Here is a 14,766-nt window from a genome sequence, read left to right on the forward strand (position 1 = left end):
GCTTTCTTGGTGAAGGATGTTCTCATGGTCGAGGCTTTTCTTGTTGGCGGCGCCCGCACCCCGGTGGGCCGCTACGGCGGCGCCCTCTCCGCAGTCCGCCCCGATGACCTGGCCGCACTGGTGGTTCGTGAGGCTGTGGCCCGGGCCGGCGTCGATCCGGACAGCATCGAGGAGGTAATCCTCGGCAACGCCAACGGCGCCGGCGAAGAAAACCGCAACGTGGCCCGCATGGCCACCCTACTTGCCGGGTTGCCCCTCCACATCTCCGGCATCACCGTGAACCGGCTCTGCGCCTCCGGGCTCAGCGCCATCATCATGGCCAGCCACATGATCAAGTCCGGCGCCGCGGACATCGTGATCGCCGGCGGAGTCGAATCCATGAGCCGGGCCCCCTGGGTCCAGGAAAAACCCCGGACCGCCTTCGCCAAACCGGGCGAAATATTCGATACCTCCATCGGCTGGCGTTTCGTCAACCCGCAGTTCACTAAGGGAGAGCTCTCCCGGGACGGCAAGATGACCTACTCCATGCCCGAGACGGCGGAAGAGGTGGGCCGGGTTGACGGCATCTCGCGGGAGGACGCCGACGCCTTCGCCGTCCGCTCCCACGAACGCGCCCTGGCCGCCATCGCCGCCGGCCGCTTCGCCGAGGAAATCGTCCCCGTGACCGTCAAGACCCGCAAGGGCGAGACCGTGGTGGACACCGATGAGGGCCCCCGCGCCGGCACCACCATGGACGTCCTCGCCGGGCTCCGGCCGGTAGTCAAGGGCGGCTCGATCGTCACGGCAGGCAACTCCTCCACCCTCAACGACGGCGCCTCCGCCATCATCGTGGCCTCCGAAGCCGCGATCCAGAAGCTTGGCCTCACGCCCCGGGCACGCATTATCGACGGCGCCTCCGCCGGCTGCGAGCCCGAAATCATGGGCATCGGACCGGTCCCGGCCACCGAGAAGGTACTCGCCCGTTCCGGCCTCAGCGTCGGGGACCTCGGCGCCGTCGAACTGAACGAGGCGTTCGCGACCCAGTCCCTGGCCAGCATGCGCCGGCTCGGCCTTGACCCGGAGATTGTGAACCGCGACGGCGGCGCGATCTCCCTGGGCCACCCGCTCGGTTCGTCCGGTTCCCGGATCGCGATCACGCTGCTGGGGCGGATGGAACGCGAAAACGCGAAGATCGGCCTCGCCACCATGTGCATCGGTGTCGGCCAGGGCACGGCCATGCTGCTGGAGCGCGTGTAGTGGCGGCCCCGGCACTGGCCCTCGACGCGGCTGGCTTCGGCACGCTCCTGGTCGAAGAGCGCGAGGACCGCGTGGTGGTGGTGCTCAACCGCCCCGAGGTCCGCAACGCGATCGACCAGCAGATGGTCGACGAACTCCACGCCGTCTGCGCCCATCTCGAGCAGCACCCGAAAATCCTTATCATCGCCGGCGCCGCCGGGGTTTTCGCCTCTGGCGCCGACATCGGGCAGCTGCGCGAACGGCGCCGCGACGATGCCCTGCAGGGCATCAACTCCACCATTTTCGTCCGGATCGCCAAGCTGCCGATGCCCGTCATCGCAGCCCTCGACGGCTTCTGCCTCGGCGGCGGCGCCGAACTGGCCTACGCCGCCGACTTCCGGATCGGCACCCCGTCCGTCCGGATCGGCAATCCCGAAACCGGACTCGGCATCCTGGCCGCCGCCGGCGCCAGTTGGCGCCTCAAGGAACTTGTGGGGGAGCCCGTCGCCAAGGAAATGCTGCTGGCCGGTGCCGTGCTGCGGGCAGACCGTGCCCTCGCGGTCAACCTCATCACCGAAATCCACGAACCGTCCGCTCTGATGGCCGCGGCCCACGGGCTCGCCGACCGGATCGCCTCGCAGGACCCGCTCGCCGTCCGGATCACCAAATCCGTGTTCCACGCCCCGGCCGAGGCGCATCCCCTCATTGACCAGCTGGCGCAGGGGATCCTCTTCGAATCCCAGGCCAAGTTCGACCGTATGCAGACTTTTTTGGATAAAAAATCAGTCAAGAAAACAGAGAAGCAGTCAGCCAAAGAATCCGGGAAGCAGAAATAGACATGGGCAACTCCGTACTCCCCGACAGTAACCTTCCCGGCAGCAAGTTTCCCCACTCCGTCGGGGTTCTCGGCGGCGGCCGCATGGGCGCAGGCATCGCCCACGCCTTCCTGATCAAGGGAGCCAATGTGGTGGTCGTCGAGCGCGACGAGGCTTCGGCCGAGGCCGCCCGGGAGCGGGTCGAGTCCGCCGCTGCCAAGAGCCTCGAGCGCGGCGCCGTGGATGGCAACCTGGACGAGATGGCTTCCCGGCTCGCGGTCACGGTGGACTACGACGACTTCGCCGACCGGCAGCTGGTGGTCGAGGCTGTTCCGGAGGACTGGGACCTGAAGGTCACCGCGCTGCGCGGCATCGAGGAACGGCTCGCCGACGGCGCCTACCTCGCGTCAAACACGTCGTCGCTGTCCGTCAACGGGCTGGCCCGTGAGCTGAAGCGGCCGCAGAACTTCCTGGGCCTGCACTTCTTCAACCCGGTGCCGGCGTCGACGCTGATCGAGGTGGTCCTCGGCGAGCAGACTTCCGACGCCCTGGCGCAGGCCGCCCGCGGCTGGGTCGAGGCGCTCGGCAAGACCGCCGTCGTGGTCAACGACGCGCCTGGATTCGCCTCCTCCCGGCTTGGCGTCGCGATCGCCCTCGAAGCGATGCGGATGGTGGAAGAGGGCGTGGCCACCGCCGAAGACATCGACAACGCCATGGTCCTCGGCTACAAGCACCCCACGGGCCCGCTGCGGACCACCGACATTGTGGGCCTGGATGTGCGCCTCGGCATCGCGGAGTACCTGCAGTCCACGCTGGGGGATCGTTTCGCTCCGCCGCAGATCCTGCGGGACAAGGTCGCCCGCGGGGAACTGGGCCGCAAGTCCGGCAAGGGCTTCTTCGACTGGACCAAGTGACCGGCGCGTGACCGTGCCCCTAGGATGGTGCGGTGACTTCCCTGGACCGCCCCGCGATCGCCCCCATCACCCTGACCGGCAAATATGTCGTCCTTGAACCGCTGAGCCCGGACCACCACGACGGCCTCGTCGAGGCGGCCCACGACGGCGAGCTGTGGCACCTCTGGTACACCAGTGTGCCCGCGCCGCAACACATGGCCGCCGAGATTGAGCGGCGCCTGGCCCTGCAGGACAGCGGCGACATGCTGCCCTTCACCACGCGGCTGCTCGACCCCGCCACGGGCACACCGGGCAGGGTGATCGGCATGACTACCTACATGAACATCGACGCCGCAACGCCCCGGGTGGAGATCGGCTCCACCTGGAACGCGGCGTCAGCACATGGCAGCGGCACCAACCCGGACTCCAAGTTGCTGCTGCTGCGGCACGCCTTCGAGACGCTGGGCTGCCCCGCCGTCGAGTTCCGGACGCACTGGCTCAACCACCAGTCCCGTGAGGCGATCGCGCGGCTGGGCGCCAAGCAGGACGGTGTGCTCCGCAGCCACACGCGCAGCACTGACGGGGCGCTGCGGGACACAGTTGTGTTTTCCATCCTGGAACACGAGTGGCCGATGGTCCGGAACGCCCTTGAGTCCAGGCTGGCCAAGCGGCGTCAGGGTGCCGAGTAGGCCTTGGCCCCATTAAGCGAAGCGAAGTACGCCTCGTAGCCCCGGGCATTCGGGTGGAAGTTTTCGGGACTGGCCAGGGCCGAACGGTCGAGATTGATCCACGGGGCTGCTGAGTTCACGCCGTGACCGGCGAAAGCGGCCCGGACATCGACGTACTCCGCTCCGGTGGCCTGGGCGGCGGCGGCGATGGAGCCGTTCAAGCCGTCAGCCAGGAGTGTGGCCTTGTAGATGAACAGGGACATCGGATCAGCCTGACCGGGGGCGACCGGATCGTAGAGGTACGGGTAGCCCGTCACCACAACCTTGGCGTTGGGCGCGGCAGCCTTCACGCGCTGGATCATCGCGGTCACGTCACCGGCCAGTTTATGGCTGGAGATCTGGCCCTCAGCGTAGGCGCTGGCAGCGTCGCAAAGCGGACCCGCGGCGGGATTAACCATGGCGGCGCCGCAGGAGGCGAGGATTTCCGCAAACCGGAGGTTGTTGCCGCCGGCCGTGATGGTGACGAGTTCCGTGCCCTTGTTCAGCTGCCTCAGCTGGGTGTTCACGACGTCTTGGGTCGTCTTGCCGCTGCAGGCCGCGTTCGCGACCAGTTTGATGGATTTCTTGTGGGCAGCGAGTTCGGAATAGGTGTTCTCGCTGCGGTAGCAGTCATCCAGGTACGGCCCCGCCCCCAGCCCGGCGGCGTAGGAGTCTCCCAGCGCGATGTAGTTGGCCTTGTCCACGGCCTGCGCCGGCACCGCCGCCAAACTGGCCGCCACTGCCAGGGTGGCGAGACCGGCCGCAAGAGCCGTTCGCCGGCGTCGAAGTTTCAGAGTTCCCATGGTGTTCTCCTCGGTTGCACGCTGGTTTCAGCGCCCGTGCCGTGAAAGCGTGCCGCGAAGAGGTCTCAGTCCCGGCTGCAGGCGAGCTGAAGTGTGCCCGGCGGCCACCGGGCACACCGCCACCCTATGCGGAAGCGTCGACCCGCACCATGGCAATCGTCCCGTTGTGTATAACTTTTGTGAATCCTCCCGTGGATCGGCACCGGTGCGTGTGTTTAGCTTTCTGGATGACGATTCCTGCCGCGCCCGGAGGCCATGCCAGGGGGACGGCCGTGCCCGGAGCGATGGCGTGGGACGGAGCGGTTAACGCCTGGCACGTCGCCGGCAGCGTGTTCCGGATGGGACGCCGCGAGTGGCTGACCGAGGCCGGCTGGCGGCAGGTGTACGACGGCGGCATCCGGACAGTCGTCGATCTCCGCAACGAAGCGGAAATCCGGCGCCGGGAGACCGACCCGCCGGTGACGGGGGCAGCCTTGGCCGGTTTCGACGTCGTGCTGGCCCCCACCGAAGACCCGGGCAACAGCGAGTTCCGCGAGCTCTGTGTGCCCTACCTGAACGACCCTGTCTGTTATGGCGACAACGCCAGGCTGTTCCCGCACCTGCTGGCCGGCGTCTTTAAGGCAGTGGCGGCCGCGGAGGGCGGCGTGGTCATCCACTGCTCTGCCGGGCGGGACCGGAGCGGCATGATCGCCGCCATGCTCCAGGACCTCGCCGGCGACAGCGACGAGGCCATTGTGCGCGGCTACCAGCGCTCCATGCGGGGCATCAATGAGCACCTCAGGCAGGCGGCTGTCCCGCATCCCCACGAACGGTATCTGCCCGAGGAAGTTCTGGCTCCGCTGCTCCAAACGCGGTCGGAAAGCCTCTTGCGGTTCGTGCGCCACGTGAAGACCGGTGATTTCTTACGCCACAATGGCATAACGGACCGGGAGCTGACTGCCATTCTGGCCAAATTGGGGCGCTAGAGTAACCGGGTGAAGACTCCGACGTACCAGCTGACAGTGCGGGCGGTGGCGGCTGCCGCCATCGCGCTTGCGGGATCGTTCTACGCCGTTCCTGCCCTCGCCGTAACAGGAGGGACGGAACCCGCACCGACAGCGTCGCCGACAGTCTCGCCGTCGGACGCACCGACAGCCCCGCCGTCGGCAACCGCCGGCCCGGCAGCGCCGGTTGATACGACGGCGGCGGCTGGCGCGACAGCCACGGCCGCCGCCGCGACGCGCATCAGCGACGCCGGCCTCGCCGAAGCCGTGCAGCGGGACCTTGGCATGACCCTTGCGGAGTTTGATGCCGCCGGTGCGCTGGCCCGGCGGGCCGCCGACGCCGCTCCCTCCCTGCGGGCCCTCCCCGGCTATGTGGGGATCAGCCTCGCCGGCGGCAAGATCGCGGTTGAAGGCAGCGGCCCCGAGCTCCGGGCCCGCGTGGCCGAGCTGAACCAGTCCGGCACGGCCACGTTCGTGCTTGCCGCCCCTGCCGCCGCCGTTGTCCCCTCGGCCGCGGAGCTCCTTGCCTCCAGCACCCAGCAACTGTTCGAGGCCTACGTCAGCGAGGTCGGGGCCGCAGGGCTGCAGGCCGTCACCTACACCAACGGCCACTTCGTCATCCGCACCGGCGGCACCAACACGGCGCAGTCCATTCCCGCCTCCGGCGCCGCTCCCGCCTCCGGCGCCGCTCCCGCCTCCGGCGGGGATGCGCAGCCAGCGACAGCGCCGGGCACGAAGCCGAAGATGTCCGCGGCGGATTTCGTGGCCCGCTACGCCAACGTGGCACTGGAACAAGGATCGCGGATCGCCACGGAAGAGGACTTCTTTGGCGGCCAGGGGTACATCATTGACGGCCGCACCCTGTGTTCGGCCGGATTCGGGGCCTTCAGCCCCGCGGGCGAGCCCTTGGTCCTGACCGCCGGGCACTGCGCCGCTGACGGTGCCGCGAAGCAGGCCCAGGTTGAAGATCCCGCGGGGGCGCCGGCGGCCGGCGGGGCCGGTTCGGGCGCGGCCGCCGGGACCCTGGGGACCTTCGGGTTCAGCCAGTTCGGCGGTCCGGACAATTCCATAGTGGCTGCGGACGGCACCAACGTCGGCACGGACATCGCCGTCCTCCGGGGTATCCGGAGCAGCTTGGACCTCCAGCCGGCCGTCACGCGGTGGGACAACCCCGCCGATCCGGGGCCGTCGTCCGTGAAGATCGTGGGAACCGTGGCGCCGTTCCAGGGTCAGCCCGTGTGCCGGTCCGGCCGGAGCCTCGGCTGGTCGTGCGGGACCGTGGACTCAGTGGGCACCTGGGTCATCGCCGGACCGAACTCCTTGCCGCCGGACTTTGACAACGATCTCCGGGCGCTGAACGGCTTCGACTCCAGCACGGTCAAGTCCCGCCCCGGGGACTCCGGCGGACCGTGGATCAGCGGGAACTTCGCCGTCGGCATGCACACCGGGGCGGAAAGCGAGGGCGGCGTACAGACGCGGGCCATCGCGACCACGCTCGAGGACGCAGCGGGCCGGGTTCCCGGCGGTGTCCAGCTGCAGCTGTTCCTGGCCAAGCCAACGCTAGCGGCGGCCGCCAACGGAACCGTCACAGCCGGTGAGCCGATTACGGGGCACGTGGGCGCCGGTCCGGCCTCCGTGGTGGCGCCGAATTCCAAGGTCCGCGTCACCGTCCTAGACCAGAAACCAGGCCAGAAACCAGTCCAGAAACCAGGCCAGAAGGACGGTCAGCCGTTGGAAGTGCCCATCGACGCGTCGGGAAACTGGCAGTTCCCCGCGCCGTCGTCGGCCGGGCAGTTCAAGTTCTCGGCTGAAACTGTGAACGAATTCAGCCGCTCCGGGGCAGTCTCGCTGTCCGTCGACGTATCCCGCCTCGCGGCTCCGGCCATCACCTCTCCGGTGGACGGCCCGGCGCTCACCGCCATCGAAACAATCGAGGGCACCGGCGAAGCCGGCCGCACGGTGCGGCTCTCCGGCGACTTTACTGGGACCGGACTGGTCGCCGCAGACGGCCGCTGGAGCATCAAGGTGGCCGATCAGCCGGTCTTCGGAAAAATTTCGGTCACGGCGGTGCTCACGGCCCCCGGGCAGGCGGACAGCCCCTCGGTGACCCGCGCCTACTCTGTCATTCCGCCGGTTCCGGCGGTGTCGAACCTCCGGGACGGCAAACGCCTGCGCCAGGATGCCCTGCCCGCCGGCATCTCGGGCACCGCCATTGACGGTGCCGACGTGACCGCGGCGGTGGATGGGGTGGCCATTGGATCAGTCCTGGCCGGTGCTGGCAATGCTGGTGCCGGCGGTTCCGGCGGTGCGGGGGCGCGGGCCGCGCTGCAGCAGCGGATTCCGCAGGACCTGGCCGGCGGCGCCCGCTGGAGTGTCCCGTTCCCCGCCGGACTGGCCACTGGAGCGCACACGCTGACGGTTACGCAGGCCATTGACGGTGTCGCTTCGCTTCCGGCCGCCGTGGCGTTCACCGTCGACGCCGCACCTGTTTCCGCGGGTACCCCGGACGAGACCCCGGCAAACAGCCCGCCGGCAACGCCCAGCCAACCGACAGTCCCGCAGCAGCCGGTCAACCCGGCCGGAGCTCCCGCCGAGCCGGCCAACCCGGCGCAGGCGCCCGTCCCGCCGTCGGACACTTCCGTCATTGTGGGCGGCGAAGCACCGGACGGTGCGGCACCAGACGGCACGGCGGCAGGCGATGCGGGCCAGTTGGCCAGCACGGGTGCCGGCGGGCTCCTGCCCGCCGCAGGACTCGGCGCCGGGGCCCTGCTGCTCGGCGCGGCCTTCGTGGCGTTCGGCCGGCGCCGGGCGGGCCGCTAGCGGCGGACTCCAGGCCCGGCTCGCTGCAAAGCTGCGGGGTCGCCGTACGGTTACGGCGACCCCGCAGCTTTTGGGCGACCCCGCGAGTTCGGGGGCAGAACCGCGAGACGCGGCTACTGGAAGTCAGCCAGCCAGAGATCCGGGCCGAAGACCTCGTATTGAATGTCCTTCGCCGGTACGCCACCAGCGATCAAGGCGCTCCGAACCGATTTCAGGAACGGCAGGGGACCGCAGAGGTAGTACTCGGCGTCGTCGGGGAGTTCCACCGCTCCGACGTCCATGAAGCCGGAGAACTCGGATCCGGAGTCACTTCCGCCGACAGTGGGATTCAGGAACCACGTCCTCAACGTCCCGTCCGGCAAGGCAGCCAGATCCTCCGTGACCTGCCCCCGAAGTGGGAAGGACGCCTCGCTGTCGTCGGCATGCAGCATTATCACCTGCCGCTGGGAACCGGACTTGACGAGGTGCGACAGCATTCCGGCCATCGGGGTGATCCCGATCCCCGCGCTGGCCAGGACCAGGGGCCGGTCCGTGTACTCCAGCACCACATCGCCGAAGGGTGCCGAGAGCTCCACCTCGTCGCCCACCCGGACCTCATTGTGCAGCAGATTGGACATCTCGCCGTCGGGGGTCCCGAGTCCTTGGACCCGCTTCACCGCGAACTGCCGGTGCTGGCCGTCGTCGGCCTTGGTCAGGCTGTACTGCCTGGGCTGGTGGACGCCGTCGTGCATTTGCATCTTGATCGTCACGTACTGCCCCGGCAGGGAAGGCTTGACGTCGCGCTCGTCGGTACGTTCGACGACGAACGAGACGACGTCGTCTGTCTCCTGGATCCGCTGCACCACCCGCCATGTCCGCCAGATGGTTTCGGGGGAGAGGTGCACGGCGTTGTACAGCCCGCGCTCCTTGTTGATGAGCAGGTTCGCCAGCAGCCAGTAGACCTCGTCCCAGGCGGCGGCGACCTCGGGGGTGACGGCATCCCCCAGGACATCCACGATCGCCCACATGAGGTGGTCGTGGACAACCTGGTACTGGTCCGGGCTCAGGCCCAGCGAGACGTGTTTGTGGGCCACCCGGGAGAGCAGATGGTCCGGCACCTGATCCGGTTTCTCCACGAGCATGGTGGCGAATGCCGCGATGGATCCGGCGAGTGCCTGCTGCTGGCGGCCGTCCGCCTGGTTTCCCCTGTTGAACAGGCCGTCCAGGAGGTCCGGCCGTGCCTCGAACATATGTTTGTAGAAGCGCTTGGCGATCTCCTCGATGTGCTCGCCGACTACGGGAAGCGTTGCCTGGATGACAGGAAGTGAGGTGTCTGAGAGCATGGTGGATCCCTTCCGGTGCGACCGGTGCAACCCGTCGGTGGCGGGCGACTCAGCACTACCAAGCTAACAGCCGGGGCAACGGGCCTTCCGGGTCGATCGGCCCTACACCGACGGGGGCGACCGGTGTAGGCGGCGTTCACGCCCGGGCCCAGTTTCCCGCCCCCGCCCCCGTCCAGGCCCACGCCCAGGTCCCGTTCCATGCCCCGGCTCGCCGGAAAGCTGCGGGGGCGCCGTACGGCTACGGCCACCCCGCAGGTCTCCGGCGACCCCGAGGCGGCGACCCCGAGGCGTCGGGCCCCAGGCGCGGGCCGCGAACTCGGGAGTCAGGCCTTGCGGGCCAGCAGCAGATTGGTGATCCGCAGCGTGCAGAGCCGCTGGCCGGCCTCGTTCGTGATCAGCACCTCGTGCGTGGTCAGGGTGCCGCCCAGATGGATCGGGGTTGCCGTGATCGTGATCAGCCCCTCGCGGGCCGATTTATGGTGCGTGGCCGAGACGTCGACGCCCACCGCCGTCTTGCCCAGGGTGCTGGCGTGGATGACGGCGGCCCAGGAGCCCACGGCCTCGCCCACGGCCAGGGAGGCGCCGCCGTGCAGGAGCCCGAACGACTGCCGGTTGCCCTCCACCGGCATGGTCGCCACCACGCGGTCCACGGACTCCTCGACGATCTTCACGCCCATCTTCTCGTCGAGTTCCCCGAGGGTGATCTTCCACATCTCGGTGCTGCCGGTCTCGGGCGTCATAGCGTCTCCTTTGTTGCCGGCCGGCCGCGGCCCGGTCGGTGCCACCGCTGCTAGTGTGCGGCAGGCCTCATTCATGTACTCTAGATCATATTACCGAACGGACGGTCAGTAATGTTCCGGCCGTGTTGATCTTGCTCCCCCGTTGGAAGGACCCGTCAACGATGACCACCACAGCCGCACCCACAGTAGACACTGTCGAGATCGTTCCCAGCTTCATCCGGGGTTCCTGGTGGACTCCCGACGCCGCCTCCGCCGCCGGCGCAGCGCCGGTCCTGGACGCCAGCACCGGCGAACTTCTGGCCAAAGTGAGCACCGAGGGGCTCGACCTCGCCGCCGTCGTGGACTACGGCCGCACCACCGGCCAGGCGGAACTGGGCACGCTGACCTTCCACCAGCGCGCGCTCAAGCTCAAGGAGCTGGCGCAGTACCTCAACGGCCGCCGCGAGGAGTTCTACGCGCTCTCGGCGCAGACCGGCGCCACCAAAATCGACTCAATGGTCGACATCGACGGCGGGATCGGCGTCCTGTTCACTTTCGGGTCCAAGGGCCGCCGCGAACTGCCCAACTCCCAGGTGGTGGTCGATGGCCCCATGGAGGTGCTGTCCCGCGACGGCTCGTTCGCCGGTGAACACATCTACACCCGCATTCCCGGCGTCGCCGTGCAGATCAATGCCTTCAACTTCCCCGTGTGGGGCATGCTCGAGAAGCTGGCCCCGGCCTTCCTCGCCGGCGTGCCCACCATCGTCAAGCCGGCCACCCCCACCGGGTACGTGGCCGCCGCCGTGGTCAAGGCGATCGACGAATCCGGCATCCTGCCCACGGGCTCGCTGCAGCTGATTTCCGGCTCCGTCCGCACCCTGCTGGACCACCTGGACTACCGCGACCTCGTGGCCTTCACCGGCTCCGCCTCGACCGCCAACACGCTCAAGTCCCACCCCAACGTGGTCAAGGGCGGGGTCCGCTTCACTTCCGAAACCGATTCCCTCAACGCCGCGATCCTGGGCCCGGACGCCGTCAAGGGCACGCCGGAATTTGATGCCTTCATCAAGTCCCTCGTCACCGAGATGACGGTCAAGGCCGGCCAGAAATGCACCTCGATCCGCCGCGCGATCGTGCCGCAGGAACTCGTCGCCGACGTCACCGCCGCCGTGGGGGAACGCATCCGCGAACGCGTCGTGCTCGGTGACCCCCGGGCCGAGGGCGTCACCATGGGCGCCCTGGCCTCCCTCGAGCAGCTCGCCGACGTGCGCGCCGCCGTCCAGTCCATGCTCGACGCCGGCGGGGAGCTTGCCTACGGCACGCTCGATGCACCGAAGGTCACCAGCGCGGACGGCAGCATCGGCGTCGTCGACGGCGGTGCCTTCATGTCCCCTGTCCTGCTGAGCTGGGCCAACCCTGAGGCCGACGAGGTCCACTCGCTCGAGGCCTTCGGCCCGGTGTCCTCGGTGATCGGCTACACGGACCTGGCCGACGCCGTCCGCCTCGCCGCCCGCGGCGGCGGCTCGCTGGTCGCCTCGGTCTGCACGAACGACCCCGCCGTGGCGCAGCAGCTGGTCACCGGGATCGCGGCCCACCACGGCCGCGTGCTCATGCTCAACCGCGAGGACGCCCGCAGCTCCACCGGCCACGGCTCCCCGGTCCCGCACCTGGTCCACGGCGGGCCCGGCCGCGCCGGCGGCGGCGAAGAGCTCGGCGGCATCCGCTCGGTGATGCACCACATGCAGCGCACCGCGATCCAGGGCTCGCCCAACATGCTCACCGCCGTCACCGGCGTCTGGCACACCGGCGCGGACCGCAACTTCACGCTCGAGACCGAAGGCCAGCACCCGTTCCGGAAATCCCTGGCCACGCTGCACATCGGCGACGCCATCCGCTCCGAGCTGCGTGAGGTCTCGCTGGAGGAGATCACCAAGTTCGCGAACTCCACCGGCGACACGTTCTACGCCCACACCAACCAGGAAGCCGCCGCCGCCAACCCGTTCTTCCCGGGCATCGTGGCGCACGGCTACCTCCTGCTCAGCTGGGCCGCCGGCCTGTTCGTGGAGCCCGCACCGGGCCCGGTCCTTGCCAACTACGGCCTGGAGAACCTGCGGTTCATCACCCCGGTGGCCGCGGGCGACTCCATCCGCGTGACCCTGACGGCCAAGAAGATCACCCCGCGCGAGACCGACGAGTACGGCGAGGTGGCCTGGGATGCCGTCCTGACCAACCAGAACGACGAAATCGTGGCGACCTACGACGTACTGACCCTCGTCGAGAAGTAGCCTCACCCGACGCTCCCTCCCGTTGCGCTATCACTTGTGGCTGCCAAAAGGTCGAAATGGCCGCCACAAGTGATAAGGCAACCGGGGAGGGGGCTCTTTCCACCCCGCTCCGGCGTAAAATCTTGCTCGTAGGAGGTGGCGAAATGACCCTAGTACTGAACAAAGCCACAACAGTCCTGCCAGTCGATGATGCAGCGCGTGCCCGGCATTTCTACGAGGACACTTTGGGGCTCCCGCACCGCGGCGTGGCAGACGACGGAAGCGAAATGTTCGGCTCAGAAGGCGGCCCGATGCTGCAGCTGATGCCTGTCAAGGATGGAAAGCACTCAGAGCACACCACCCTGAGTTTTGAAGTCAGCGAGATCGAACGCACAGTCAAGGATATGGAAGCCAAGGGCGTCATGTTCCAGGACTACGATCTCCCGGATCTCAAGACCGAGAACCACATTTGTACAACGGATTCAGAGAAGTGCGCCTGGTTCATGGACTCCGAGCACAATATTCTCTGCGTGCACGAGAACATCACCACGGCAGCTGATTACCAGCTCTGAGATCCGGTCCAGCCCTGGAAATTCGGGGGGACAAGATCAGTGCGGACAGATGCACGGCGCTCCGGCTCAGCGGGGCGCCTTTCTCGTGCGCACGGCCGTTAGCGTGCCCCCGGACCTCCCCCCGGACCGTCCGATCTGTCCGGGCGGGACCACGGCGACACGGGGCGGGTCTGGAGCACGCCGTCGACGCTCACGTCGACGCGCTCATTGTAGAAACTGATGAGGCCGTGGATCTGGGCGGCGTCGCGGTACCGCCGGTCATAGCTCCACGCGATGTTCCGGCCCTGCGCGGAATCCGGGTAGCTCCAGTAGCGCGCCTGGCCCTTGTAGGGGCAGACGGTCCGCTTGGGGCTTTCCTCCATCAGGTCCAGCCGCACATCCGACGGCGGGATGTAGTAGCGCACCGGCAGCATCGTTTCGTAGAGCAGCTGCGCGCCGTTCGTCGCGGCCAACGTTACGCCGTCGAGACCTACCTCAACGGTGAGCGAGGACGCCCGGATGTCCACACGGTGGAACGGGTCGCGGGGATGGCCGATGATTTCCTCGTCGTCCTCCAGCCAGTCGAAAGCGTTGAAGTCCAGCACCACATATCCGGCCAGGTCGGGGTCCGCTGGCCGGAAGGCAGCGCGGGGCAGCCTCCCGTGGGAGGTCACGACGTCGAGCTCCTCGCCGGCCGCTGTGTGCCGGCCGAACGACGTGCGCGGATCCAGTGCCTGCGGCCCCTCCAGACCCATCCTGAAGCCGTGTTCCGTCACGTCGCCCGCCTGCTGACCCGGCGGCGCGAGTTCAGCCCGGAGGTCAACGTCGGAAACGGCGTAGACAGGGGTGACGCGTTTGGGCTCCCACACCAGGAGCGCGTGAAGAGTGTCGACGACGGCCATCCCGCCCACCATGGCACGGACTCTTTTCTCGGTGGGCTGGTATCGCAAATCGGGGAATGTGCTGAAGAGGACCTCAGATAACTTCGTGGCCATGACTACAGGGTGGGCGTCCGTTATCCTGCCGTCAACGACTGTCCCGGCCACCCGCCCGCCGGCGGGCGGTCAGCGGGGGACGTGGAGGCCGTGGAACGCCATGGTGATGACGTCGTCGGCCAGCTTTTCCGGCGACAGCGAACCGCCGGGTTTGTACCACTCGACAATGGAGTTGATGGTGCCGAACAGCAGGCGGGTCACGGTGCGGGGATCGATGTCCTGGCGCAGGGAGCCCTCGTCCCGGGCCTCGGAAATCAGCGCGGCGACCTTGTGGTCGAAGGTGCGGCGCCGTTCCAGCGCGTCCCGCTCGATCTCCGTGTTCCCGCGCAGGCGCAGCAGCAGCGTCACGAAGGGCAGCCGCTCCACCAGGACCGAGATGGTCTGGCGGACCACGAACTCCAGCCGGGCATCGGCCGAGCCGGAGGTGGCCCCGGGCTGGTCCAGGATCGCCTCAAGCCCGCCCAGGGCGTGATCCAGGGCGAGCTTGAGCAGGTCGCCCTTGGACGGCACGTGATGGTAGATCGCGGACTTGGAGATGCCCAGGTTCTCGGCAAGGATGCCCATCGAGGTGGCGTCGTAGCCGTGGCGGTTGAAGACGTCGACGGCGATCACCAGCACCGACTGCTGGTCATAGCCGGGACGGCCGCGCTTCGTTGTGATTGCTGTGCTGGGCATAGTG

Annotated in this window: 13 protein-coding genes; 8 read left to right on the forward strand and 5 right to left on the reverse strand. The window is 68.2% G+C overall.

Annotated elements, in window-relative coordinates; genetic code table 11:
* Positions 1 to 24: 24 nt before the first annotated feature.
* From MRBLAR12_RS08285 to MRBLAR12_RS08300, 4 genes are read left to right on the forward strand one after another with little or no spacing between them, the layout of a single operon-like run.
* Positions 25 to 1,236 (forward strand): thiolase family protein, encoded by a 1,212-nt coding sequence (locus MRBLAR12_RS08285; protein WP_229994782.1) that lies wholly within the window; start codon positions 25 to 27, stop codon positions 1,234 to 1,236.
* Positions 1,236 to 2,051 (forward strand): enoyl-CoA hydratase/isomerase family protein, encoded by an 816-nt coding sequence (locus MRBLAR12_RS08290; RefSeq protein ID WP_414645478.1) that lies wholly within the window; start codon positions 1,236 to 1,238, stop codon positions 2,049 to 2,051. Before MRBLAR12_RS08285 ends, MRBLAR12_RS08290 begins: the two co-directional genes overlap by 1 nt.
* A 2-nt stretch (positions 2,052 to 2,053) precedes the next feature.
* Positions 2,054 to 2,944, forward strand: a complete 891-nt coding sequence (locus tag MRBLAR12_RS08295) for a 3-hydroxyacyl-CoA dehydrogenase family protein (protein WP_229994783.1) — start codon at positions 2,054 to 2,056, stop codon at positions 2,942 to 2,944.
* 32 nt (positions 2,945 to 2,976) lie between these two features.
* Positions 2,977 to 3,612, forward strand: coding sequence for a GNAT family N-acetyltransferase (locus MRBLAR12_RS08300; RefSeq protein WP_229994784.1), 636 nt, complete (start codon positions 2,977 to 2,979; stop codon positions 3,610 to 3,612).
* Here MRBLAR12_RS08300 and MRBLAR12_RS08305 read toward each other — a convergent pair.
* Complete coding sequence (locus MRBLAR12_RS08305) at positions 3,597 to 4,433, reverse strand: SGNH/GDSL hydrolase family protein (RefSeq protein WP_364745073.1); 837 nt, start codon at positions 4,431 to 4,433, stop codon at positions 3,597 to 3,599. The genes MRBLAR12_RS08300 and MRBLAR12_RS08305 overlap by 16 nt on opposite strands.
* Before the next feature lie 284 nt (positions 4,434 to 4,717).
* Between MRBLAR12_RS08305 and MRBLAR12_RS08310 the strand changes: the two genes are divergently transcribed.
* Together MRBLAR12_RS08310 and MRBLAR12_RS08315 are read left to right on the forward strand one after the other, a co-directional pair.
* Positions 4,718 to 5,398 (forward strand): tyrosine-protein phosphatase, encoded by a 681-nt coding sequence (locus MRBLAR12_RS08310; protein ID WP_229994791.1) that lies wholly within the window; start codon positions 4,718 to 4,720, stop codon positions 5,396 to 5,398.
* A 9-nt stretch (positions 5,399 to 5,407) separates the two neighbouring features.
* Entirely contained in the window at positions 5,408 to 8,236 is a 2,829-nt protein-coding gene (locus MRBLAR12_RS08315) for a trypsin-like serine protease (protein ID WP_229994786.1), read from the forward strand.
* A gap of 113 nt (positions 8,237 to 8,349) precedes the next feature.
* Here MRBLAR12_RS08315 and MRBLAR12_RS08320 read toward each other — a convergent pair whose 3' ends face one another.
* Together MRBLAR12_RS08320 and MRBLAR12_RS08325 are read right to left on the reverse strand one after the other, a co-directional pair.
* Complete coding sequence (locus MRBLAR12_RS08320; protein ID WP_229994787.1) at positions 8,350 to 9,558, reverse strand: globin domain-containing protein; 1,209 nt, start codon at positions 9,556 to 9,558, stop codon at positions 8,350 to 8,352.
* A 323-nt stretch (positions 9,559 to 9,881) separates the two neighbouring features.
* Complete coding sequence (locus MRBLAR12_RS08325) at positions 9,882 to 10,298, reverse strand: PaaI family thioesterase (protein ID WP_229994412.1); 417 nt, start codon at positions 10,296 to 10,298, stop codon at positions 9,882 to 9,884.
* Between the two features lie 161 nt (positions 10,299 to 10,459).
* On the opposite strand from MRBLAR12_RS08325, the gene paaZ reads away from it, so the two are divergent.
* Both paaZ and MRBLAR12_RS08335 read left to right on the forward strand, forming a co-directional pair.
* Complete coding sequence (gene paaZ, locus MRBLAR12_RS08330; protein ID WP_229994413.1) at positions 10,460 to 12,562, forward strand: phenylacetic acid degradation bifunctional protein PaaZ; 2,103 nt, start codon at positions 10,460 to 10,462, stop codon at positions 12,560 to 12,562.
* Between the two features lie 143 nt (positions 12,563 to 12,705).
* Positions 12,706 to 13,113, forward strand: coding sequence for a VOC family protein (locus MRBLAR12_RS08335; protein ID WP_229994414.1), 408 nt, complete (start codon positions 12,706 to 12,708; stop codon positions 13,111 to 13,113).
* A 98-nt stretch (positions 13,114 to 13,211) separates the two neighbouring features.
* Here the strand turns inward: MRBLAR12_RS08335 and MRBLAR12_RS08340 are convergent, their stop codons facing one another.
* Both MRBLAR12_RS08340 and MRBLAR12_RS08345 read right to left on the reverse strand, forming a co-directional pair.
* On the reverse strand, positions 13,212 to 14,087 hold the full coding sequence (locus MRBLAR12_RS08340) for a DUF427 domain-containing protein (RefSeq protein ID WP_364745078.1): 876 nt from the start codon (positions 14,085 to 14,087) through the stop codon (positions 13,212 to 13,214).
* A 69-nt stretch (positions 14,088 to 14,156) separates the two neighbouring features.
* Positions 14,157 to 14,762 (reverse strand): TetR/AcrR family transcriptional regulator, encoded by a 606-nt coding sequence (locus tag MRBLAR12_RS08345; protein WP_229994417.1) that lies wholly within the window; start codon positions 14,760 to 14,762, stop codon positions 14,157 to 14,159.
* Between the last annotated feature and the right edge of the window lie 4 nt (positions 14,763 to 14,766).

Source organism: Arthrobacter sp. LAR12-1-1.1 (assembly GCF_040676555.1).
Taxonomy (GTDB): domain Bacteria; phylum Actinomycetota; class Actinomycetes; order Actinomycetales; family Micrococcaceae; genus Arthrobacter.

Bases quoted from the DNA above. Each gene is read 5' to 3' on its own strand.
- MRBLAR12_RS08345 (WP_229994417.1), bottom strand. From the start codon at position 14,762: ATGCCCAGCACAGCAATCACAACGAAGCGCGGCCGTCCCGGCTATGAC.
- MRBLAR12_RS08310 (WP_229994791.1), top strand. From the start codon at position 4,718: ATGGCGTGGGACGGAGCGGTTAACGCCTGGCACGTCGCCGGCAGCGTG.
- MRBLAR12_RS08335 (WP_229994414.1), top strand. From the start codon at position 12,706: ATGACCCTAGTACTGAACAAAGCCACAACAGTCCTGCCAGTCGATGAT.
- MRBLAR12_RS08295 (WP_229994783.1), top strand. From the start codon at position 2,054: ATGGGCAACTCCGTACTCCCCGACAGTAACCTTCCCGGCAGCAAGTTT.
- MRBLAR12_RS08320 (WP_229994787.1), bottom strand. From the start codon at position 9,558: ATGCTCTCAGACACCTCACTTCCTGTCATCCAGGCAACGCTTCCCGTA.
- MRBLAR12_RS08340 (WP_364745078.1), bottom strand. From the start codon at position 14,087: ATGGCCACGAAGTTATCTGAGGTCCTCTTCAGCACATTCCCCGATTTG.
- MRBLAR12_RS08325 (WP_229994412.1), bottom strand. From the start codon at position 10,298: ATGACGCCCGAGACCGGCAGCACCGAGATGTGGAAGATCACCCTCGGG.
- MRBLAR12_RS08305 (WP_364745073.1), bottom strand. From the start codon at position 4,433: ATGGGAACTCTGAAACTTCGACGCCGGCGAACGGCTCTTGCGGCCGGT.
- MRBLAR12_RS08285 (WP_229994782.1), top strand. From the start codon at position 25: ATGGTCGAGGCTTTTCTTGTTGGCGGCGCCCGCACCCCGGTGGGCCGC.
- paaZ (WP_229994413.1), top strand. From the start codon at position 10,460: ATGACCACCACAGCCGCACCCACAGTAGACACTGTCGAGATCGTTCCC.